General features: G+C 63.9%; 15 protein-coding genes. 6 read left to right on the forward strand and 9 right to left on the reverse strand.

Annotated features, from left to right (window positions below; translation table 11 throughout):
- Positions 1-31: 31 nt before the first annotated feature.
- From V1292_RS33540 to V1292_RS33565, 6 genes are all read left to right on the forward strand, one after another.
- Positions 32-1,291 (forward strand): ABC transporter substrate-binding protein, encoded by a 1,260-nt coding sequence (locus V1292_RS33540; RefSeq protein WP_334376846.1) that lies wholly within the window; start codon positions 32-34, stop codon positions 1,289-1,291.
- Between the two features lie 40 nt (positions 1,292-1,331).
- Positions 1,332-2,552: an ABC transporter substrate-binding protein gene (locus V1292_RS33545; RefSeq protein ID WP_334376847.1), complete on the forward strand. Its 1,221-nt coding sequence runs from the start codon at positions 1,332-1,334 to the stop codon at positions 2,550-2,552.
- 23 nt (positions 2,553-2,575) lie between these two features.
- Positions 2,576-2,959, forward strand: a complete 384-nt coding sequence (pcaC, locus tag V1292_RS33550) for a 4-carboxymuconolactone decarboxylase (RefSeq protein WP_334376848.1) — start codon at positions 2,576-2,578, stop codon at positions 2,957-2,959.
- Positions 2,960-2,976: 17 nt separating this feature from the next.
- On the forward strand, positions 2,977-3,747 hold the full coding sequence (locus tag V1292_RS33555; RefSeq protein WP_334376849.1) for an SDR family oxidoreductase: 771 nt from the start codon (positions 2,977-2,979) through the stop codon (positions 3,745-3,747).
- Between the two features lie 80 nt (positions 3,748-3,827).
- Positions 3,828-4,544 carry a GntR family transcriptional regulator gene (locus V1292_RS33560; RefSeq protein WP_334376850.1) on the forward strand — a complete coding sequence of 239 codons (717 nt, stop codon included), beginning with the start codon at positions 3,828-3,830 and terminating at the stop codon, positions 4,542-4,544.
- A gap of 51 nt (positions 4,545-4,595) precedes the next feature.
- Positions 4,596-5,573, forward strand: coding sequence for a tripartite tricarboxylate transporter substrate-binding protein (locus V1292_RS33565; RefSeq protein WP_334376851.1), 978 nt, complete (start codon positions 4,596-4,598; stop codon positions 5,571-5,573).
- A gap of 93 nt (positions 5,574-5,666) precedes the next feature.
- On the opposite strand, the gene V1292_RS33570 is transcribed toward V1292_RS33565, so the two are convergent.
- From V1292_RS33570 to V1292_RS33610, 9 genes are all read right to left on the reverse strand, one after another.
- A complete protein-coding gene (locus V1292_RS33570) occupies positions 5,667-6,185 on the reverse strand; it encodes a zinc ribbon domain-containing protein (protein WP_334376852.1) in 519 nt (172 codons plus the stop codon).
- 59 nt (positions 6,186-6,244) lie between these two features.
- The gene (locus V1292_RS33575) at positions 6,245-6,598 is read right to left on the reverse strand and encodes a YybH family protein (protein WP_334376853.1); all 354 of its coding nucleotides are present in this window, start codon (positions 6,596-6,598) and stop codon (positions 6,245-6,247) included.
- A gap of 17 nt (positions 6,599-6,615) precedes the next feature.
- The gene (locus tag V1292_RS33580) at positions 6,616-7,527 is read right to left on the reverse strand and encodes a hypothetical protein (protein ID WP_334376854.1); all 912 of its coding nucleotides are present in this window, start codon (positions 7,525-7,527) and stop codon (positions 6,616-6,618) included.
- A complete protein-coding gene (locus V1292_RS33585) occupies positions 7,524-9,245 on the reverse strand; it encodes a radical SAM/SPASM domain-containing protein (protein WP_334376856.1) in 1,722 nt (573 codons plus the stop codon). The genes V1292_RS33580 and V1292_RS33585 overlap by 4 nt, the downstream gene beginning before the upstream one ends.
- Positions 9,246-9,263: 18 nt before the next feature.
- Positions 9,264-9,764 carry a hypothetical protein gene (locus V1292_RS33590; protein ID WP_334376857.1) on the reverse strand — a complete coding sequence of 167 codons (501 nt, stop codon included), beginning with the start codon at positions 9,762-9,764 and terminating at the stop codon, positions 9,264-9,266.
- Positions 9,758-11,362, reverse strand: a complete 1,605-nt coding sequence (locus tag V1292_RS33595) for a LysM peptidoglycan-binding domain-containing protein (RefSeq protein ID WP_334376858.1) — start codon at positions 11,360-11,362, stop codon at positions 9,758-9,760. The genes V1292_RS33590 and V1292_RS33595 overlap by 7 nt, the downstream gene beginning before the upstream one ends.
- Positions 11,363-11,562: 200 nt before the next feature.
- Positions 11,563-15,003 carry a LysM peptidoglycan-binding domain-containing protein gene (locus V1292_RS33600; protein WP_334376859.1) on the reverse strand — a complete coding sequence of 1,147 codons (3,441 nt, stop codon included), beginning with the start codon at positions 15,001-15,003 and terminating at the stop codon, positions 11,563-11,565.
- A gap of 283 nt (positions 15,004-15,286) precedes the next feature.
- Positions 15,287-15,850 (reverse strand): hypothetical protein, encoded by a 564-nt coding sequence (locus tag V1292_RS33605; RefSeq protein ID WP_334376860.1) that lies wholly within the window; start codon positions 15,848-15,850, stop codon positions 15,287-15,289.
- 94 nt (positions 15,851-15,944) lie between these two features.
- A complete protein-coding gene (locus V1292_RS33610) occupies positions 15,945-17,228 on the reverse strand; it encodes a DUF1521 domain-containing protein (RefSeq protein ID WP_334376861.1) in 1,284 nt (427 codons plus the stop codon).
- Positions 17,229-17,539: the final 311 nt, after the last annotated feature.

Here is a 17,539-nt window from a genome sequence, read left to right on the forward strand (position 1 = left end):
ACGAACGATCAACAAGCCATTGGGAGGAAAAATGAGCCAGCAAAGAGAAGCCAACAAGGCATCCAAAAAGTCGCTCACGCGCCGGACAGTGCTTTCCGGCGCGGCCGCCATGGGACTTTCGACGATCGCGCGGGCGCAGGCGCCGGCCGAGGTCAAGGTCGGCCTGATCGTGCCGCTTTCCGGCATCTATACCCGCCCTGGCCAGGTGATGCGCATGGGCGCGGAGATGGGCATTGAGCACATCAATGCGCAGGGCGGCATCAAGTCGCTTGGCGGCGCCAAACTCAAGCTGGTCGTGATCGATTGCGGCGATACCACCGAGAAGGCCAAGAACGCCGCGCAGCGCATGGTGGCGCAGGAGACCGATCTGGTCGCCGCGACCGGATCATATCTCAGCTCCTTCACGCTGGCGGTCACCGAGGTCACCGAGCGCGCCGAACTGCCGATGCTCACCCTCTCTTATTCGGACCTGCTCACTGAGCGTGGCTTCAAATACATCTTCCAGACCGCGGCACCCGCAAGCCGGCAGTCGGAACTCGGCCTGCCCGAGCTGATGAAGCTCGCCGAGAACGCATCGGGCAAGCGTCCGAAGAAGGTCGCGATGCTGATGGACAATACGGCGACGTCGGTTGCGACCGCGAAGGCGCTGAAGGAGAAGATCTTCGCGCAGGAAGACCTTCAGTTGATCCTGGAGGAAGTCTGGACACCGCCGCTTTCCGACGCCACGCCGCTGATCCAGAAGGTCAGGTCGGCCCGTCCCGACCTGCTGCTCTTCATGCCCAATGCAGTATCCGACGCCAAACTCGGCCTTGAGAAAATCAACGAGTTCGGACTGGGCCAGGGCAAGATTCCCACGGTCTCGTTCTCGATCACGATTGCCGAACCAGACATGCTGCAAAGCGTCAGTCCCGAAGTCGTCCAGGGCATCATGACGGTCGTCGCGAACTGGGGTTCGAAGGGCCATGAGGAGCTGATCGCCGAGCTCAAGGCCAAGTACAAGGAGCCCTGGATGACGCAGAACGTCATCTCGACCTATGGCGACATGTGGCTGATGAAGCTGGCGCTCGAGAAGGCCGCCAAGGCCGATCGGCGCGCGGTTGCGGAAGCGTTCCGGACAATGGATGGCGGCCCTTCGAAACACTACCCCGGCGGTCAGTTGAGGTTCGATGAAAAGGGCCGTCGGGTCGGCGCCGGCGTGGTGGTCGTGCAGTGGCAGTCGGGTGTGCCCGTCACCGTCTATCCGCCCGATCTCGCGCAGGCGGCGCCTTTCTGGCCGAAGAAGTCTTCCTGATCTGAACAAGCCTCTCGGAGATTTTCAAGGAGTCATTGTCATGAGCAAGATTACGCGACGAACGCTGCTTGCCGGCGCCTCGATCGGACTAATGGCACCCCGTGCGTGGGCGCAAGCACCATCTGAAGTGAAAGTTGGATTGCTGGTGCCGGTCTCCGGTCTCTATGCACGGCCGGGGCTGGTGATGCGCCATGGGGCCGAGATGGCCGTGGACCACATCAACGCGCTGGGCGGCGTGAAGTCGCTGGGCGGCGCCAAGCTCAAGCTGGTCGTCCTCGATTCCGGCGACACGACGGAAAAGGCGAAGAACGCGGCGCAGCGCATGGTGGCGCAGGAGCCAGATCTGGTGGCGGCCAGCGGCGCCTATCTGAGCTCGTTTACGCTCGCGGTCACCGAAGTGACGGAGCGCGCCAATCTACCGGTCCTCACCCTCTCCTACTCCGATCTGATCACCGATCGCGGCTTCAAATACGTCTTCCAAACGTCTGCGACCGCCGGCTCCCAGGCCAAGCAGGCCCTGCCGCAAATCGTGAAGCTTGCCGAAACCGCTTCCGGCAAGAAGCCCAAGACGGTTGCGATCGTCACCGACAATACCGGTGCATCGGTCGCCTCGGCGAAGTCGATGCGGGAAGGCCTGCTTGCCGAAAACGGGCTGCAACTGATCGTCGACGAAACCTTCACCCCGCCGCTCGCCGACGCCACCTCGCTGGTGCAAAAGGTCCGAGCGGCAAGGCCCGACCTGCTCTTCTTCCTGCCGACCGTGATTTCCGACGCTAAACTGCTGCTCGAGAAGATGAACGAGTTTGGCCTGGGACAAGGCAAGATCCCGACCATTTCGTTCGGCATCGCCATCGCCGAGCCCGACATGCTGCAGACCGTCAGCCCGGAATTGCTGCAGGGCGTGCTCACCTGCGTCGCTAGCTGGGGCGCCAAGGGGCACGAGGCGTTGATCGCCGAGCTCAAATCCCGCTACAAGGAACCGTGGATGACGCAGAACGCGATCTCCACCTATGGCGACATGTGGATCATCAAGGACGCGCTGGAGAAGGCCGGCAAGGCCGACCGGGTCGCGGTCGCCGACGCGTTACGCTCCATGGACGGCGGCCCCTCGAAATATTATCCGCTCGGCGAGATCAAGTTCGACGAAAAAGGCCGTCGCGTCGGCGCCGGCATGACCATCGTGCAGTGGCAGTCCGGCGTACCCGTCACCGTCTTCCCGCCGCAACTGGCCTTGGCCCAGCCGTTCTGGCCCAAGAACTAACCCTCAAGGATCTGGAAACCGTCATGGACAAGGCAACCTACGACCGCGGACTCAAAATTCGCAAAAGCGTTCTCGGTGATGAATTCGTCGACAAAGCCATTGCGACGGCCGATGACTTCAATCGTCCGATGCAGGACCTCACGACGGAATACTGCTGGGGCTATGTGTGGGGCCGTGACGGCCTTTCGCACAAAACTCGCAGTTTCCTCAACCTCGCGATGCTGTGCGCGCTCAATCGCCCGCACGAGCTCAAGACTCACGTTCGGGGCGCGCTGACCAACGGCGCCACCCGCGAGGAAATACGCGAAGTGTTCATGCAGGTCGCAATCTATTGCGGCGTGCCGGCCGGCGTCGACGCCTTTCGCAATGCGCGGGAAGTCTTCGCCGAGCTGGATCAGAAGAAGTAACCGGAGCCGCAACCGCGATGCTGAAGGGAAAGCGGGCACTCGTGACCGGCGCGACGGCAGGACTGGGACTTGCCGTAGCGGAAAGCCTTGCCGGTGCGGGCGCCAACATCGTCCTTCATGATCTCGTCGACCCCAAAGCGACGGCAGACCAGCTTCGCTCCCGCTTTGATGTCGAGGTGACGAGCGTTGCCGCGGACCTGTCGCAGCGCGCATCCATCGAAGCCATGATGGCCGATCTGCTCGGGCTGGGCGCAATCGACATCCTGGTGAACAACGCCGTGGTCCGGCATTTCGCGCCGGTCGAGAATTTCGCACCGGAGCGATGGGACGAAGCGCTGGCCGTCAATCTGTCGGCGCCGTTTCACCTGATCCGCCTGGCATTACCTGCGATGAAGGCACGCAATTGGGGCCGCATCATCAACATGGCCTCGATCTACTCCACCCGCGCCGTGGCCGACCGCATCGACTACGTGACAACCAAGACCGCCATCCTCGGCATGACCCGGGCCGTCGCGATCGAAACGGCAACGAGCGGAATCACCTGCAACGCGATCAGCCCGGGCACCCTACCGACGCCGGCGATCCAGCGAAAGATTGCATCGATTGCAGCCGATGAAAGCCGGGCCGTTGACGAGACGACGCGCGACTATCTGGCGGCTCGGCAGCCGAGCGGACGGTTCATTGGGATGGAAAGCGTCGGAGCGATGGTTGTTTTCCTTTCCAGCCCGGCTGGACAGGACATCACCGGCGCGACCCTGCCGATCGATGGAGGCTGGGCCGCCGCATGAGCACGAATGTCCGATTGCGGAGATGATGATTCTGCCCGTAAATCGCTATTGAACCAATGCCGGTACCAGGGCGGTAGACGATGAACAAACGCGGTGAATTGCAATTCACGCTTCGAATCGAGGACGTTCCGACCGTTCGCTCGATGGTCGCGCAAAAGCTGCGCGGAGCGATCATGTCGGGAAGGCTGAAGCCGGGCCAGCGCCTGGTCGAACGGGAGCTTTGCGAGATGATGGGCGTGAGCCGGCCGTCCATCCGCGAGGCGCTCCGGGTGTTGGAGGCGGATGGTCTCGTCAAGACGGTCCCTCACCGCGGTCCGGTGGTCAGCACCATCAGTCTCGAGGAAGCAAAGCAGTTGTACGCGGCGCGCGCCGTGCTCGAAGGATTTGCCGGCCGTGAATGCGCCCGTCTCCGCGATCCGGACGTGGTACGCAGAATTGGGGAAGCGCTGGCGCGGCTGAAGGCGGCATTCGCCGAGGGCGACTTGACCGCCGCCCTGGAAGCCAAGACGGATTTCTATGCGGCAATGATTGGCGGCTGCCAGAACGCCTTCATCGAGCGAATGCTCAGACCGCTGCACGACCGCATTACGCTGCTGCGGATTACCTCGATGTCGCATCCGAAACGTATCAACAAGAGCTTGCGCGAAGTCACCGCGATCTGGCGCGCGATCCAGAGTGGCGATCCCGATCTCGCCGAGCAGTGTTGCGTCGACCACGTCAAGGCGGCCGCGGTGGCCGCGCTCAGCATGATCGAGCAATCATCCGCTCCAAAGGAAAAAGCAGTGGCGGAGGAATAGCCGGAACCGGCCAAGGCTTCTTGACAGACCGACGGCAGATAGGAAATTGCAATGAAGTTCTTCAAGACGATTTTTCTGTTGCTGTTGCTGTTGTCGTTGCGGGCGCCACCGGCTTTCGCACAGGAATACCCGAACCGGCCGATCACCCTCGTCGTTCCGTTCTCGGCCGGCGGACCTGGCGACGTGATCGCGCGGCTGCTTGGAACATCGATGAGCGCAACGCTGAAGCAGTCGATCGTCATCGAGAACGTCGTGGGCGCCGGCGGCACGATCGGAACCAATCGCGTCGCCAAGGCAGCGCCGGACGGATACACGCTGCTGCTGATGCATGTCGGCCAGGCGACCGCACCGGCGCTCTATGCCAAGCTGCCGTTCGACCCGATTGGCGATTTCGCGCCGATCGGTCTCGTCACTGATGTTCCGATGCTTCTGGTGGCGCGAGCGAATTTTCCAGCAAAGGACCTGAAGGAACTTGTCGCCTATGTGCGTGCCCAAGGCGACAAGGTCACCTACGGCAATGTGGGCCTCGGCTCCGCCTCGCATCTTTGCGGGCTGATGTTCATGAACGCGATCGACGCAAAGCTCACTCCGATCTACTACAAAGGCGGTGGACCGGCGCTCAACGACATCATCGCCGGTCACATCGACGTCTATTGCGATCCTGCAACCGGGCCGACGCCCCATATCCAGGCCGGCACCATTCCTGGCTACGCGATTACCAGCAAGAAACGGGCGGCGACCCTGCCGAACGTGCCGACCTCGGCAGAGGCTGGCGTACCGGCGTTCGACGTTACCACCTGGTACGGAATGTATGCGCCGCGCAACACGCCCAAGCCGATTGTGGACGCGCTGGTCGCCGCCTTGCAAAAGGCGCTCAAGGATCCGCCGCTGGTCAACCGCTTCGCCGAGTTGAGCATGACGCCGGTCGAACAGGAGCAGGCTACGCCCGCGGCGCTCGATGCGTTCCTTCGAGCCGAAACCGCCAAGTGGTCGCGCATCATCAAGCAAGCGGGTATCGAGCCTCAATGACTCAACTCCCTTCACCCTTCAATCGGGGAGCAGGCTGGCTCATCGTGCAGAACGGCCGGGCTGCATCGCAAAGGTATTGCGCCTTATCACGCGTCATCGAGAACTACTGGGCGGGGGGTTGAGGATGCGGAGCAAACTGGGATCGTTCTGCAGGGTGTGAACACTAATCCCTAGGCCCCCGAGCGCATAGACGCCGATCGCAATCCCGCCGACGGCCCAATATCCCGTGGCGATTCCGCCGGCCCCGAGGCCTAGCGCCAGCGCCATTCCACCAATGCACAGGATGCCGAGGCTGACGCCGCCGAACGCCACCACGCCCATCGCAACCCCACCAAAGGCGGCGAAGCCGACGGCGATATTACCCACAGCAATGATGCCGCGGGCGGGCCTTAAGCCGACAAGCCACGTCGGGCCAAGCATGACGTGGATGAGCGGCAGACCGAACAGAATTGTCTGTGACTTGTATTCATAGAAGTACGGCGGCCGTCCTGCCCACGCGCCGCTCGCCGCTGTTGCGGAACTTCGTTCCCGCAAAGGCCTGCCGCATTCGGGACAGGCCGTCGCCTGTTCGCTGATCTCCCGGCCACAATCCGCGCACCGCACCAAAGTCATCCTGGCATCTCCCGCTGTCCTGATGTGCAGGTTGCCCCATTTCTTAAATCGGAGCTGAATCAGTTCCACATATGAACGGCGATGAGCCAGCCCGTTCGTTCGCGCGCGAATATGTTCAGCCAGTTGCCCTTGTAAGGACCGCCACCGCCGAGTCCCCGAAGTGTCCAGCGGCCCGACGCGACCAGAGAGGCATCCTTCGCGAACACGTCACCAAGATCGACAACATAGTCGCGAAAGCCTTGCGCGCGGATATCGGCAAAGAACGCGCAGATCGCCTCCGCGCCGACGACGGTCGATCGTCCGGGCGGCACGATCCGCGCGTCCGGAGTGTAGAAGCGGGCCAGATCGGCGACCTTGCCTGAGTTGAATGTGTGAGCCCACTCATCGACGAGGGTTTGCGTCTGTTGCTGCATGATTGACGATTTCTCCCTCATCTGTGTGCGAAATCATCGGGCGCGACGGCCTGCTGTTGTGCTACGCCAAGCAGAGGCCAGAAGACCCAGTCCTCAAGCGGACAGAGCGGCGTGATGGTCCCGTCCACACCGGCTGGTCGGATGCGCACGCTATCCGTCGACGGGTAGTCGAGCACAATGCGCGTCGCTCCGAGCCGACGGGCAAAGCTCTGCGAGCCGGAGATCGTTTCGACCTGAAGCGCCGCTCGCGGCCCATGGATGAGCAGGAGGCGCGATCGGCCGCGCTCTTTCCTTGCCGCTTGGGCGAACGCCTCCGGCGGCATATCGGTCAGATAGTAGATGACTGTGTCTGGCGTCGTGAGGCGCGCGAGGCGTGGAAACCAGTGCCCTTGGAGCGGGAGCAACACCAGAGCGATGCCGTGCGCCCGGCGCAACAGGTCGGCGATGATGCGCAGCCGCGGCTCGGGCCGCTGACCCTGATGCAACAGGACCACCTGACTGAACCTCCGGTTCTTGCCAAGAAACGCCGCAAGCCGAAACAGCACGGAGAAGACGCAGACATGGTGGATCGTATCGACCCAGAGTGGACCGAAACCGTCGAGCCCGCGCGCCTCGCGAACGTGGAGCGTATGCTCCACTGCGCCGAGATATCTCATCACCTGATCCGTCGACATGTTCTGCATGACCAGCGGCTCAAAGGCGAAATCGATGATGTTCAGCGCGGCCTTCCGGTTGACTGCGTCAGGCAAGCTCATGACGCCGCTGCGTGCGCGCAAGAGCATGTGGTCGAGGCGACTCCCGTCGACCTGCGCGATCAGGCGGTCGCGCACATGGCGGCTTGCGCTACTGGCGGCGAAGGCGTTGGCGACAAAGGTGTCGAACCTGTCGGCGGTCAGATCGAAGGCGCCAGCCGGCGTAATCGCGTTCACGGCTCTGAGCTCTCCAGCACCCCATCCGCTCCGGTCGGCCGGTGCGAACGCGCAGCCTCCAGCGCCGGTTCACCGGCAAAGAGCATCGCGCTGTCGATCTGCCGTCCGTGCAACACACTCACCTTTTCCAGCACGCGCGCCTGGGCAGCCTGCAGCGTGTCCAGCGAATGACGCTCGCCGGATTGCCTGGCCTCGACGGTCGCTTCCTCAGGGACCCATTGCTCGGCCGAGACCACACCGAGATCCTTGGCACGGCTAAAGATGTATTCGGCCGTATTCCATTTCCAGCTCGGACAGGGCAGCGCGGCCTCTGCCGGATTGCTGTAGATGAAGCGATGTGCACAGAAGCCACCGCACATCGGCAATATCTTGCACGAGGCGCAAACCGGGTTGTCGAACGGCGTCCAATGGGACCACAGGCTGGCATTGACGCTATCGTGGAGCTTGTCCGGCTCGAAGATGCTGCCCGTCCGCTTGCTGGGATCGTGCGCCGTCTCCCAGCACTTGTGCACGTCTCCCTCGCCCGACACGACATAGCCGCCGTGCGAGGCCGCCACGCACATTCCGGCGAATCCGCTCGACGGCGTCTGGATGGATGCGAAGCCAAGACGGCGCGCGCGTTCCTCCAGAGCGAGCACCTTGCGATTGAATTCCGCGCGCGAGAGCCGCTCTTCGAAGGCGCTGCCGCTCTCCGGCGTTGAAGCCTCGATCGGCGCGAAGTAGACGCTGAAGTTGCCGCGCTTGGCGAAATTGCGCTCGACGAAACAATCGAGCATGGCATTGACGTTGTCGACGTTGGTTTGGCCGACATTGACGCGCGCATTGATCGAGATTGCAGTCTGGTCCAGCGCTTCGGCGATATTGTCGAGGATGCGGTCGAAGGTGCCGTGCCCTGACGTCAGGGGCCGCATCTTGTCGTGGGTTCCACGATCGCCATCGATGGTCACCTGCACCCAGCGAACGCGACGCGTGTAGAGCTGGGCGGCCATTTCGCCGTTCAGGAACCAGGCGTTGGAGACGATTCCGGCGCTGTAGGCGATTTTGTGCTTGTCGCAATAGGAGATCAGCAGGTCCGACAGGCGAAAGATCGAATCCTTGCCCATCAGGGGCTCGCCGCCGTACCAGACGACACTCAGCGATCTGAGATCCTTCTTTGCCTTGACGAAATCGACGATGGCATTCTGCACGTCGGGCTTCATCTTCGTCGTCGGCTTGTTCAGGCCCTGGAAACAGTATCCGCAGGCGAAGTTGCAGGCCATGGTCGGCGCGATTGTAAGCGTGAGGCTGCCTTTGGCGCTCCGTGTCGCTTCGTAACTGTCGCGCACGACGGCAAACTCGTCGACCATCGCACCCACCACGTGACCACCGCCGACGAGCGCTTCGAGCAACAGGTGGTCGCTCACCTCTCTGCCTGAGAACGCCGGTCGTTCGGCCAACCCGCGATAGATCCCGGCCTCGCCATCGGACAGCAGGATGAGCGACCGTGTCCGCGAATTGAAAAGCAGCGCGGCGCCATCGGCAAGCCTGACCGGAATGTCGTAGCGCGAGACTTTGTAGCGGCTCGCGCCCGGCTCCCGCTGGCGGCCATGAACGGTCGCCAGCGTCTGCCGGGCCGCCGCCTCCAGCGCATCGGCTCGCGCAGAATTCTGCGCCGGCAATGCGATCTCGGCGGCCTGCGGCTCGCCGTCCTGGGAAACCTGGCATTCGAAATCTGGCATGGCTCGGTCCCGTGCTGGTTAGCGCATCTGCGACGGGGCGGATCGTGCCGCCGCGATCTGCGCCAGTGTTGTTTCCGCCAGGTTGGCAAGCATGTCGTTCCACAAGGCGAGGAAAGCATCCGCCCGGATCGAGGCATCGGCGATGGCGGTGCCGGAGGCCTCGTCGAGCGGCAGCCCGGTCAGCGTGACCACCCGCCGGTTGACCGCCATGATAGTGAAATCTCCATGGCGGCCGATTCCGGTGATACGCAGAGCGAACCGGCCGCCCAGCGCTTCCAGATGGCGAACATCGTAGAGCTGTGGCAGCAATCCGAGCATCAGATGGCGGAAGAACGCGAAGTTTCCCGCCGCTCCGGCCGGGCTACGCCACGCGCCCTCCAGCAGCACCTCCGGCGTGAGCCGCACGCCTGACATGAAGCTCGCAAGCGCGATCGGATTCGACACGTAGCGGCGGCCCGCCGCCGCGATCTCGCGCATGGTGATGCGCGCGGTGTGGTTGCGCATGTCGACCATCAGCATGATGGCAGCACCGGGATGACGTTCACCGCGCAGAACGAAATTGGATCCAGCACCGGCGCATCGACGCCGCAGACGCCGCCGAGATTGGCGGCACACACGCCGGTATCGACGCCGCAGGCGTCGGCGCCCGCTTTGGCGGCGCAGGCATCCGCATCGGCCGCGCAGGCATCGAGCGAAGCGTTGGCCGCGCAAGCGTCGGCATCGGCGGCGCAGGCATCCGCCGACGCGTTGGCGGCGCACGCATCGGCATCGGCCGCGCAGGCCTCCGCGACCGCATCGGCCGCGCAGGCAGCGGCGTCAGCGGCGCAAGCTTCGACGGCCGCGTCGGCGCCGCAAGCGTTGCTGTCCGCCGCACAGGCTTCAGCGCCTGCATCGGCGCCGCACACATTGCCGTCAGCCCCGCAAGCTTCGACGGTGGCATCCGCGCCGCACACGTTGCCGTCCGCCACGCAGGCCTCCGCGCCTCCATCGACACCGCAGGCGTTGCCATCAGCCGCACAGGCTTCGACAGTGCCGTCCGCAGCGCAAGCGTTGCCGTCGACGCCGCAAGCGTCCGCCCCGACGTTGGTTCTACAGACATCTCCGTCTGCGGCGCAGGCCTGGATAGTGCCATCGGTCCCGCAGACGTTCCCATCCGTCCCGCACGCGCCGGCGCTACCCTTGGCGCCGCAGGCGAGGTTGCCGTCGACCCCGCAGAGCTTCGGCCCGCTATATTTCGAGCCACAATAGCTTCCGTCGACGCCGCAGGCCTTTCCTTCCGTAAACTTGGCGCCGCAGGTCGCATAGTTGACGGCGCAGACCGCACCGGCCCTGGCGTTCGCCGCACAGGCGCTTGCCTTGGCGACACACCCGGCACCGCCGCCCGCGGCGGCGCCACACGCACCGATGTCAGCGGCGCAAACCGTGCCTATCCCTGCAACGGCGGCACAGCCGGTTCCCTTTGCTCCGCACACCGTGCCTTCGCTGAGCTTGCCCACGCAGGGCGATGCGTTCGCTCCGCAGGCGGTGCCGATACCCACGTCGAAGCCGCAGGGCGTGATTGCGTTTGCTGCACAGGCTGCGCCGGCGCTCGCGTCGATGCCGCACGGCACGGTCGGACCGGACGCGGGCTGTGCGGCCGGCGCTCCTGTTGGAGGCGGAGCACTCGGTGCGGCGGTCGGGGGCGGTGCACTTGGCGTTCCGGTGGGAGGCGGCACGCTCGGCGTGCCTGTGGGAGGCGGAGCGCTCGGCCGCGGCGGCGAGCCCAGCGGCACATGCACGGTGTCGCCTGGATGAATCCGGTCCGGATCGCGAAACTGTGGATTGGCCTTGACCACGTCCGGGTAGGGACGATCGTACTGGCGCGAAATGCTCCAGAGCGACTCGCCTTCCTTGACGCGATGGTCGATGACGTTGTCGTTGGCGGCGGCATTGGCCCCTGCCCGTCCATCTTGGACTGCCGACGCACGGTCGGCGCGGGAGGCATCCCGAGGGGCGGCGTCAGGCCGGCTCGCGCGTTGCAAGCTCTCTGACCACGCCTGAGCGTCGCTGCTGCTTTCCTCTTTCTTCGCCGGCCGCTGTGAGCGGGCGGCGAGTGGCCTGTCGATGACCTTCGCCATTGTCCAATCCGCCAGTTGCTAACAATGTTCGCCGCTGAAGCACTCTGGTGGCTGCGGCCACCGCTTCCTACACACATTGGATAGCGCGCTGACCTGACATCGACCTGACGAGGCCATGACTACGGTTGAGGGTGCGGTGGTGTCGCGCAGCCTCGCAAGCAGCGAGGCGTGGGTGGCCCACATGAACGATCGAAACGTGCTCAGCCGAGAATAGCCTCGCCGAACAGCACCCGTGCATAGTCGCGGAGAGCCGTCATGCTTCGTGGATTGGGATCTTCGATTCGTGCCGGGTACCAGCTTCCCGGCACGGCACGATACTCGCCCCGGAAACGATGATCCTGCGGATCATACAGGTAGCTTCCGCCGAACTCCGGATGTTTGCCGGGAGGTGCCCACACGTTGCGATCGTTGGATGCCGTAAGCGGGAAGCGCCCCGAATCGTCCTGATCGACCGTGTGTGCCTGATCGACGAGATCGCGTACCTTGTCGGGATCCATGCGATTGAGCCGCTCCATCAACTGCTCGGGCGTCACGCCGAACTGGCTGGCGGTCGTCGCAAGTGCAGGCCCGGCACTGCCGCCATCATTGTTGCTGTAGTCGGACAGCGCCGCAGCGATCTCCGGCCGATAGCCGGCCGCCTCGAGGAATTCGCGGCTCGGCCCCTCGAATCGAGCCTTGTCCTTTGCGTCGCTATAGAAATAGAGACCGATTGCGGAGGCGAGCACCAGGCCCGCGCCCACCGGCCCGCCCCACGTCGCCAGCCAGCCGCCGCTCGAGGCGACAGAGCCGGCCGCCATCAGGAAGCCACCGCCGGCGCTCGTCGTATAGAGGCCGGAGGCAATCCAGTCGCCACGGGCGGCCGCATCGATTGCGAAGGCGCTGTCGATTAATCCGCCTCCGATCTTGAAGTAGGTCGAGAACTTGACCCAGCCCGGCTCGAGCGCAAGCCCGGTGCGGTTTGCCTTTGCGAGAATGGATGTCGAAAGACGCTCGGCGCCCGGCATGGCACCCAGACCGAGCCAGCCGCGCTGCGCGCCGACGGCAAGCAGTTCGGCCGTTTCCTTGCCCGTGCCGATTGAGTAGTAGACCGCCTTGGTCATGTTGAGCAGATGGCCGGGGTCCTTTGCGAACTTGTCCCATGCCAGCGCCGCCTGATAGCCGTTGAAGGCAGCACCAAGACCGTTCATGCCGCCAAGGAAGGCGGACGCCTTCTTCGGATCGAGCTTGACCTCCTGGCCGGTTCCGAAAATATCGCGGACGGTGTTCGACGCGGTCGCTCCCGCGGAGGGAATGGCGGCGGTTGTGCCGGCGCCGAGATCGACGACCGCGCTTGATGAGGACGGCTGCGACGTCATCAACGCGTTGCCAAGCTCTTTGACAAAGCCTCTGGTGCTGCTGACCGATGAGTTCGGCGTGGCTGACGGCGACAACGTCCCCGCCTCCTGTCCAAGCACAATGCGCAACACCTCCTTGCTGCCCTTGTCGCTCAGTCCCATCGCGAACTGCACTTCCTTGCTGCCGACGAACTCATTGCGCGTCCCAGTCAGCCGCTCCGTCGTCGGCAGCCCCTGCAGCCGCGGCAACGCATTGTTCAGCGCCATGCTGGTGCGCACCGCGCTATAACCCAACCCATCGACCGCGTTGTATGCGCGATCGAAGTTCGGCAGCAGATCCGGCCGGTTGGCGACGTATTCGATGGTGGCGCGATCGAGCTGCTCTGGCGACATCGTGCCCGACCAGTCGGCGCGCAGGCGGCTCACCTCGGCAGTCGCATCGCCGAAGGCCTTCACATCGTCCTTGATCCTGCCGTGCAGGATCTCGACCCCGACCTGGGTTGCGCTAAGCAGGCTGTCGGCCTCGCCGGTCCGGCCAGTGTCCTTGAGTTGCGTCGCCATCTCCAGCGCCAGCGTCGCGCCGGTGCCGTCGCTGACGGATTGCATCACGGCTTCCTGGTAGGCAGGCAGCGGATAGGCCGGGCTGTTCTGTACGTGCGGCTGGAATTTTTCGCTCGGCAGGTGCCGCACCATGATGTCGGCGACCTGCCGCGTCACCTCCGCACCATCATTGCCGCGCGCGGCGTAGTCCGTTGCGGTGGCAATATTCTTGTAGACGCCGGCGACGTCCTGATATTCGATCGGTCCGCCTTCGGTGAGGCTGCGCTTCATGTCGGCGGCAATGCCGTCGATCGTCGCCAGACTTGCCGCGACGATACGCTCCGCCGTCTCCGGTGAGACGTTTTCCGTCTGCTGACGCAGCGCCTCGGCCGCGGCCTTGGCGTCGCCCGTTCGGTAGGCGTTGCGCACGGCGTCGACACCGGGCTGCACGGTCTTGTTGTACGTCGCCTGGTCGACGATCTCGTTGAACGCGGCGTCGTCGGGACCGTGCTGCTGGATCAAGGCCGCGCGCGCACCGATTGCCATCTCACGCTGCTCAGGCGGCACCTGCTCGGCCACGCTGTCGAGCTGCCGCTCGATTTCCTCGCGCAAAGCCGTCCGTTGCGTTTCGAGATTCTGCTCAAGACCGGCCAGTCGTGCCTGCTCAGGGCCGGCGTTGCGCGCCGCATCGACGTCGCGTTGCGCCTGCGCCACCGCGCCATACTTGTCGACGACAGTGCCGAGCGTGTCGCGGGTCCAGCCTTGGCGACGCCATTCGTCGGTCACGGTGCGATAGGCGGTTTCAATCGTATCCCCAACCTTGGGGTCATTGGGGCGGCTTCGCCTGAGCTCGTCGATCTGCGGGAGGACAGCTTCCTCAGGATAAGGCTTACCGGTCCCGATGCGGCGTAGCTGCCCCTCGACCTCCGTTCGCACGTTGCCCCATGCCGTGCCTGCGGCGTTTCGCGCCTCCTGCAGCTCCGCGTTGGCAAGCCGTCGCTCGCTCGGCGTCGCATTCGGATCATGCGCCATAGCCTCGAGCGACGCGAGCGAGCGGTCGGCCGCCTGCGCATCGCTTACCAATCCGTTCAGCTCGGTCTGGGTCGTCCCGGCCTGACGCCATTCCCTGTCGACCGCCGCCCGCGCATTCTCAACCGTCTCCTGATACTTCGGATCGTCGGGAACCCGACCACGGATTTCATCCAGCGCGGGACCCGTCGCCACGTCCGGCAGCGCCGTGTTGCGCCCTGCTTCGCGCAGCTCGTTCTCCACGGAACGCTGAATGTCGCCCCAGCGCTTCGATACCTCGCCGCGCGCATCCTCCAATTCGATGCTCGCAAGTTTGCGCGCTGACGGCGTGGAGTTGGGATCGCGCGCCAATCGTTCCAGCGACGCCACGTTTTCTTCCGCGCGGTGGGCGCCGCCGACTTGCTCGCGCGCGCGCACCACGCGCGGATCGGCATTTGGCACGAACGCGACGTCGCCGGGCTTGATGACGTTGGGATCGCGAAGCTGCTTGTTGGCCTTCAGAACATCGGAAAACGGCGCGCGATACTCCTTTGAAATCCCGTAAAGGGTGTCGCCGGGCTTTACTTCATGCGGGATCTCGTTTCCGCGCACAGCTTGCGGATTTCCATCGATGCGGCTGCGCTCGCGCTGTGTCTTCTGCAGGGCGGCATCGAACTCCGGATCGGTTTGCCCGGCAGCGGCGCCGCGGTCGTTCCGGGCGACGCCCGGCTGTACCTGGTTAGCATTTGCCCGGGACATCCTTCGATCGTCCGCTTGCTCGGGAGTCGTTCGCTGCTTCTCCGAGACGCTCCGCGCAGGGCTTGCACCAGACATCGATTTAACTCCGGTCCTCAACAAGATTAGGCATCAGAAATGGCAGCATCTGCCGCACGCGCGTCCTCGATCCGGGCGACGCCTTACGTCTTCAATTCGGTGGTTCGCGCCGCACGAGATGGACATACGGCCGACGCCGATCGGTCAGCAGATTTTCTGGCCGACGAAGCTGATGACAAGCTGACGTGGGAAGATGCTGCCGGCAGCGTCAGCGCGGCGCCGAGACCGAGCGCGCCACCAGTTCAAATTCCGCCCGGCGCGCGCTGAAATTCTGCTTCTCGCCGACGCAGACCGTGGTGGTTCGCCCCTTCGGCGTCTCGATCAGCATGAAGAGGGTTCGAACGTCCTGCGCCCGCGCGGGCAGGCCCGGCCGCGACTTGAAATCGCCGATCATTGCAACGCCGCCAATTCCGTTGACGTTGAAATGCTCGGTCGCGGACACATCGTAGTTGATGGCAACGGTTGCCCGCGCCAGATCGAGCCAGCGTTGCCCTTCGACGATGTCGTTGATGTCGCTTTGCTTCAGCTCGGCGTTCTGCGGCAGCGGCGTAAACGCAACCTGACAACCCGTATCGCCGTCGGATGGCTTCTTGACCTCGAACCGCACCACAAAGGTCGGCGTCGGACCCATCGAGCGGGCGATGTAACCCTCGGGAGGATCGATCGCCAGTCCGGTGCTTGCATCGCGCAACGGCTCCGGCGTCGCGGGCGTAATCAGCGCCAGCGCAAGGCACACATCAAGACACATACGCACCGAGCGTTTCAGCACCATCACGCTCCCTTGCAGGCCGGCATTCAGAGAAACGGCGTTGGCCCTGACGGAACCGACCGTCAGGGCCAAACACCTCACGTTAGTCAGGCGAAAATCAGGCCGCCTGTGAAAGGTCCTGTTGTCCACCGTCCGCTCCGCCGAGCAGGCGTCCGAGCAGTGACACGACCGTCGTCAGGGCATCCTTTTCGTTCTGCGGGAGGTTGAGACGATCGACCAGCGACGAGAGCGTGCTCAGGATCTGATCGAACGGACCGCCGCGGGCTCCGTCCTGCTGGTGGGCCGGAGCAACGTCACCGCCCTCACCGGCCCGCGGAGCCGCAACGGGCTGAGGCTGCTGGCCACCGCCAACGCTGCCGGCGCCGTTCATCACGCGACCGAGCAGCGACACCACCGTCTTGAGCGCGTCCTTCTCCTGCGGCGACAGGTTCAGCCCGTCGATCACACCGTTGAGATTCTGCAGGATCTGATCGTCGGTACCGCCAGTACCCTGGGTCGGCCCAGTTCCTGCATAACCGTCAATATCCTTGATATTGTTTCCGGTGATTTCCTGGCCGTTCGGCAGCACGAGATCATCGATCTCGCCGTTCTTCGCCTTCATGACAGTGCCGTCTTCATACTGCTGATCGAGCGCCTGCCCTTGTCCGGACTTCAGCTCGGTCTTCAGATTGCCTTGGAAGCCGGTCATTTCGGCAGCCTGATCGCCGCGCGTAATGGCGACCTTTTCGATGTAGGTCTTGCCTTCGCCATTGGTCGGATCGATCGTGATCTTGGTGCCGTCGGGCAGTTCGAAGGTCGCGGCCTTGCGATGGAAGTCGGTCTTGTCACCGTCGCCGGTCTCGATATGAGGGTCTCCCCAGACCTTGAACTTCTTGCCGGTCTGCTTGTCGGTGACTTCCAACTGGCCCTTGTGTTCAGTGCTGGCGGTGATGCAGTAGCGGCCGGTGTCGACCGTGTTGCCGTTGACCTTGAACGGTTCGCCCGACCCGCCACAGGACGAGCCGCCGGAGCTCGGAGGCGTGGTCGGCTCAGTCGGTTCGGCCCCGCCGCTGCCATTGCAGCCGCAATCGCCACCCGGCCGACGCCCGCCGCCGCCCAGGACATCGTCACTGGCAAGCTGGCGCACGAGGCCGGAGAAGGACTGAAGCGCCGAACCCTGCGCATTCGGATCCTGGCCGGCCGAAACGAAGTTCAGTGCTCCCGTGATCAACCTGACGCGTTCGCCGTCGCTCCATTGATCGCCGGACTGGCCAGCGCTTTTCAGAATATTTGCGAAGATCGACGCCACGTCCTGCTGCTCGTTCTGCTGTACGCCCCCGCCCGCAAGTTGCCCGAGGCGATCGGCATTGCCCGTCATACGCTGTGCGACATCTGAAATCATGCTGCTTGCTCCTTCGCATCTCGTGATTGGTCAGTCGCAGAAACGACCGAACTTAGGTTCCTGCCCGGCCTGCCACGGCGCTCGTTCCGGGCCGGCTTGGGGTCAATTGATGGATGAACCTTGAAAGCATGGGCACCGCTAGCGTACCGCACGCCGGCTCATGGTCGCACCATAGGCATGCAAGCTTTCGAGAACCTGACGGGGATGCGGATTTTGCGGCGCGGCCAGCCGTCAAAAGAATCGTCGTGAAATCTCGCGCCGACGAGACTTGCGTCACAACCGATGGATCACCTTGAAAGGATGATTGCGAT

This window comes from Bradyrhizobium sp. AZCC 1719 (genome assembly GCF_036924525.1).
GTDB lineage: Bacteria > Pseudomonadota > Alphaproteobacteria > Rhizobiales > Xanthobacteraceae > Bradyrhizobium.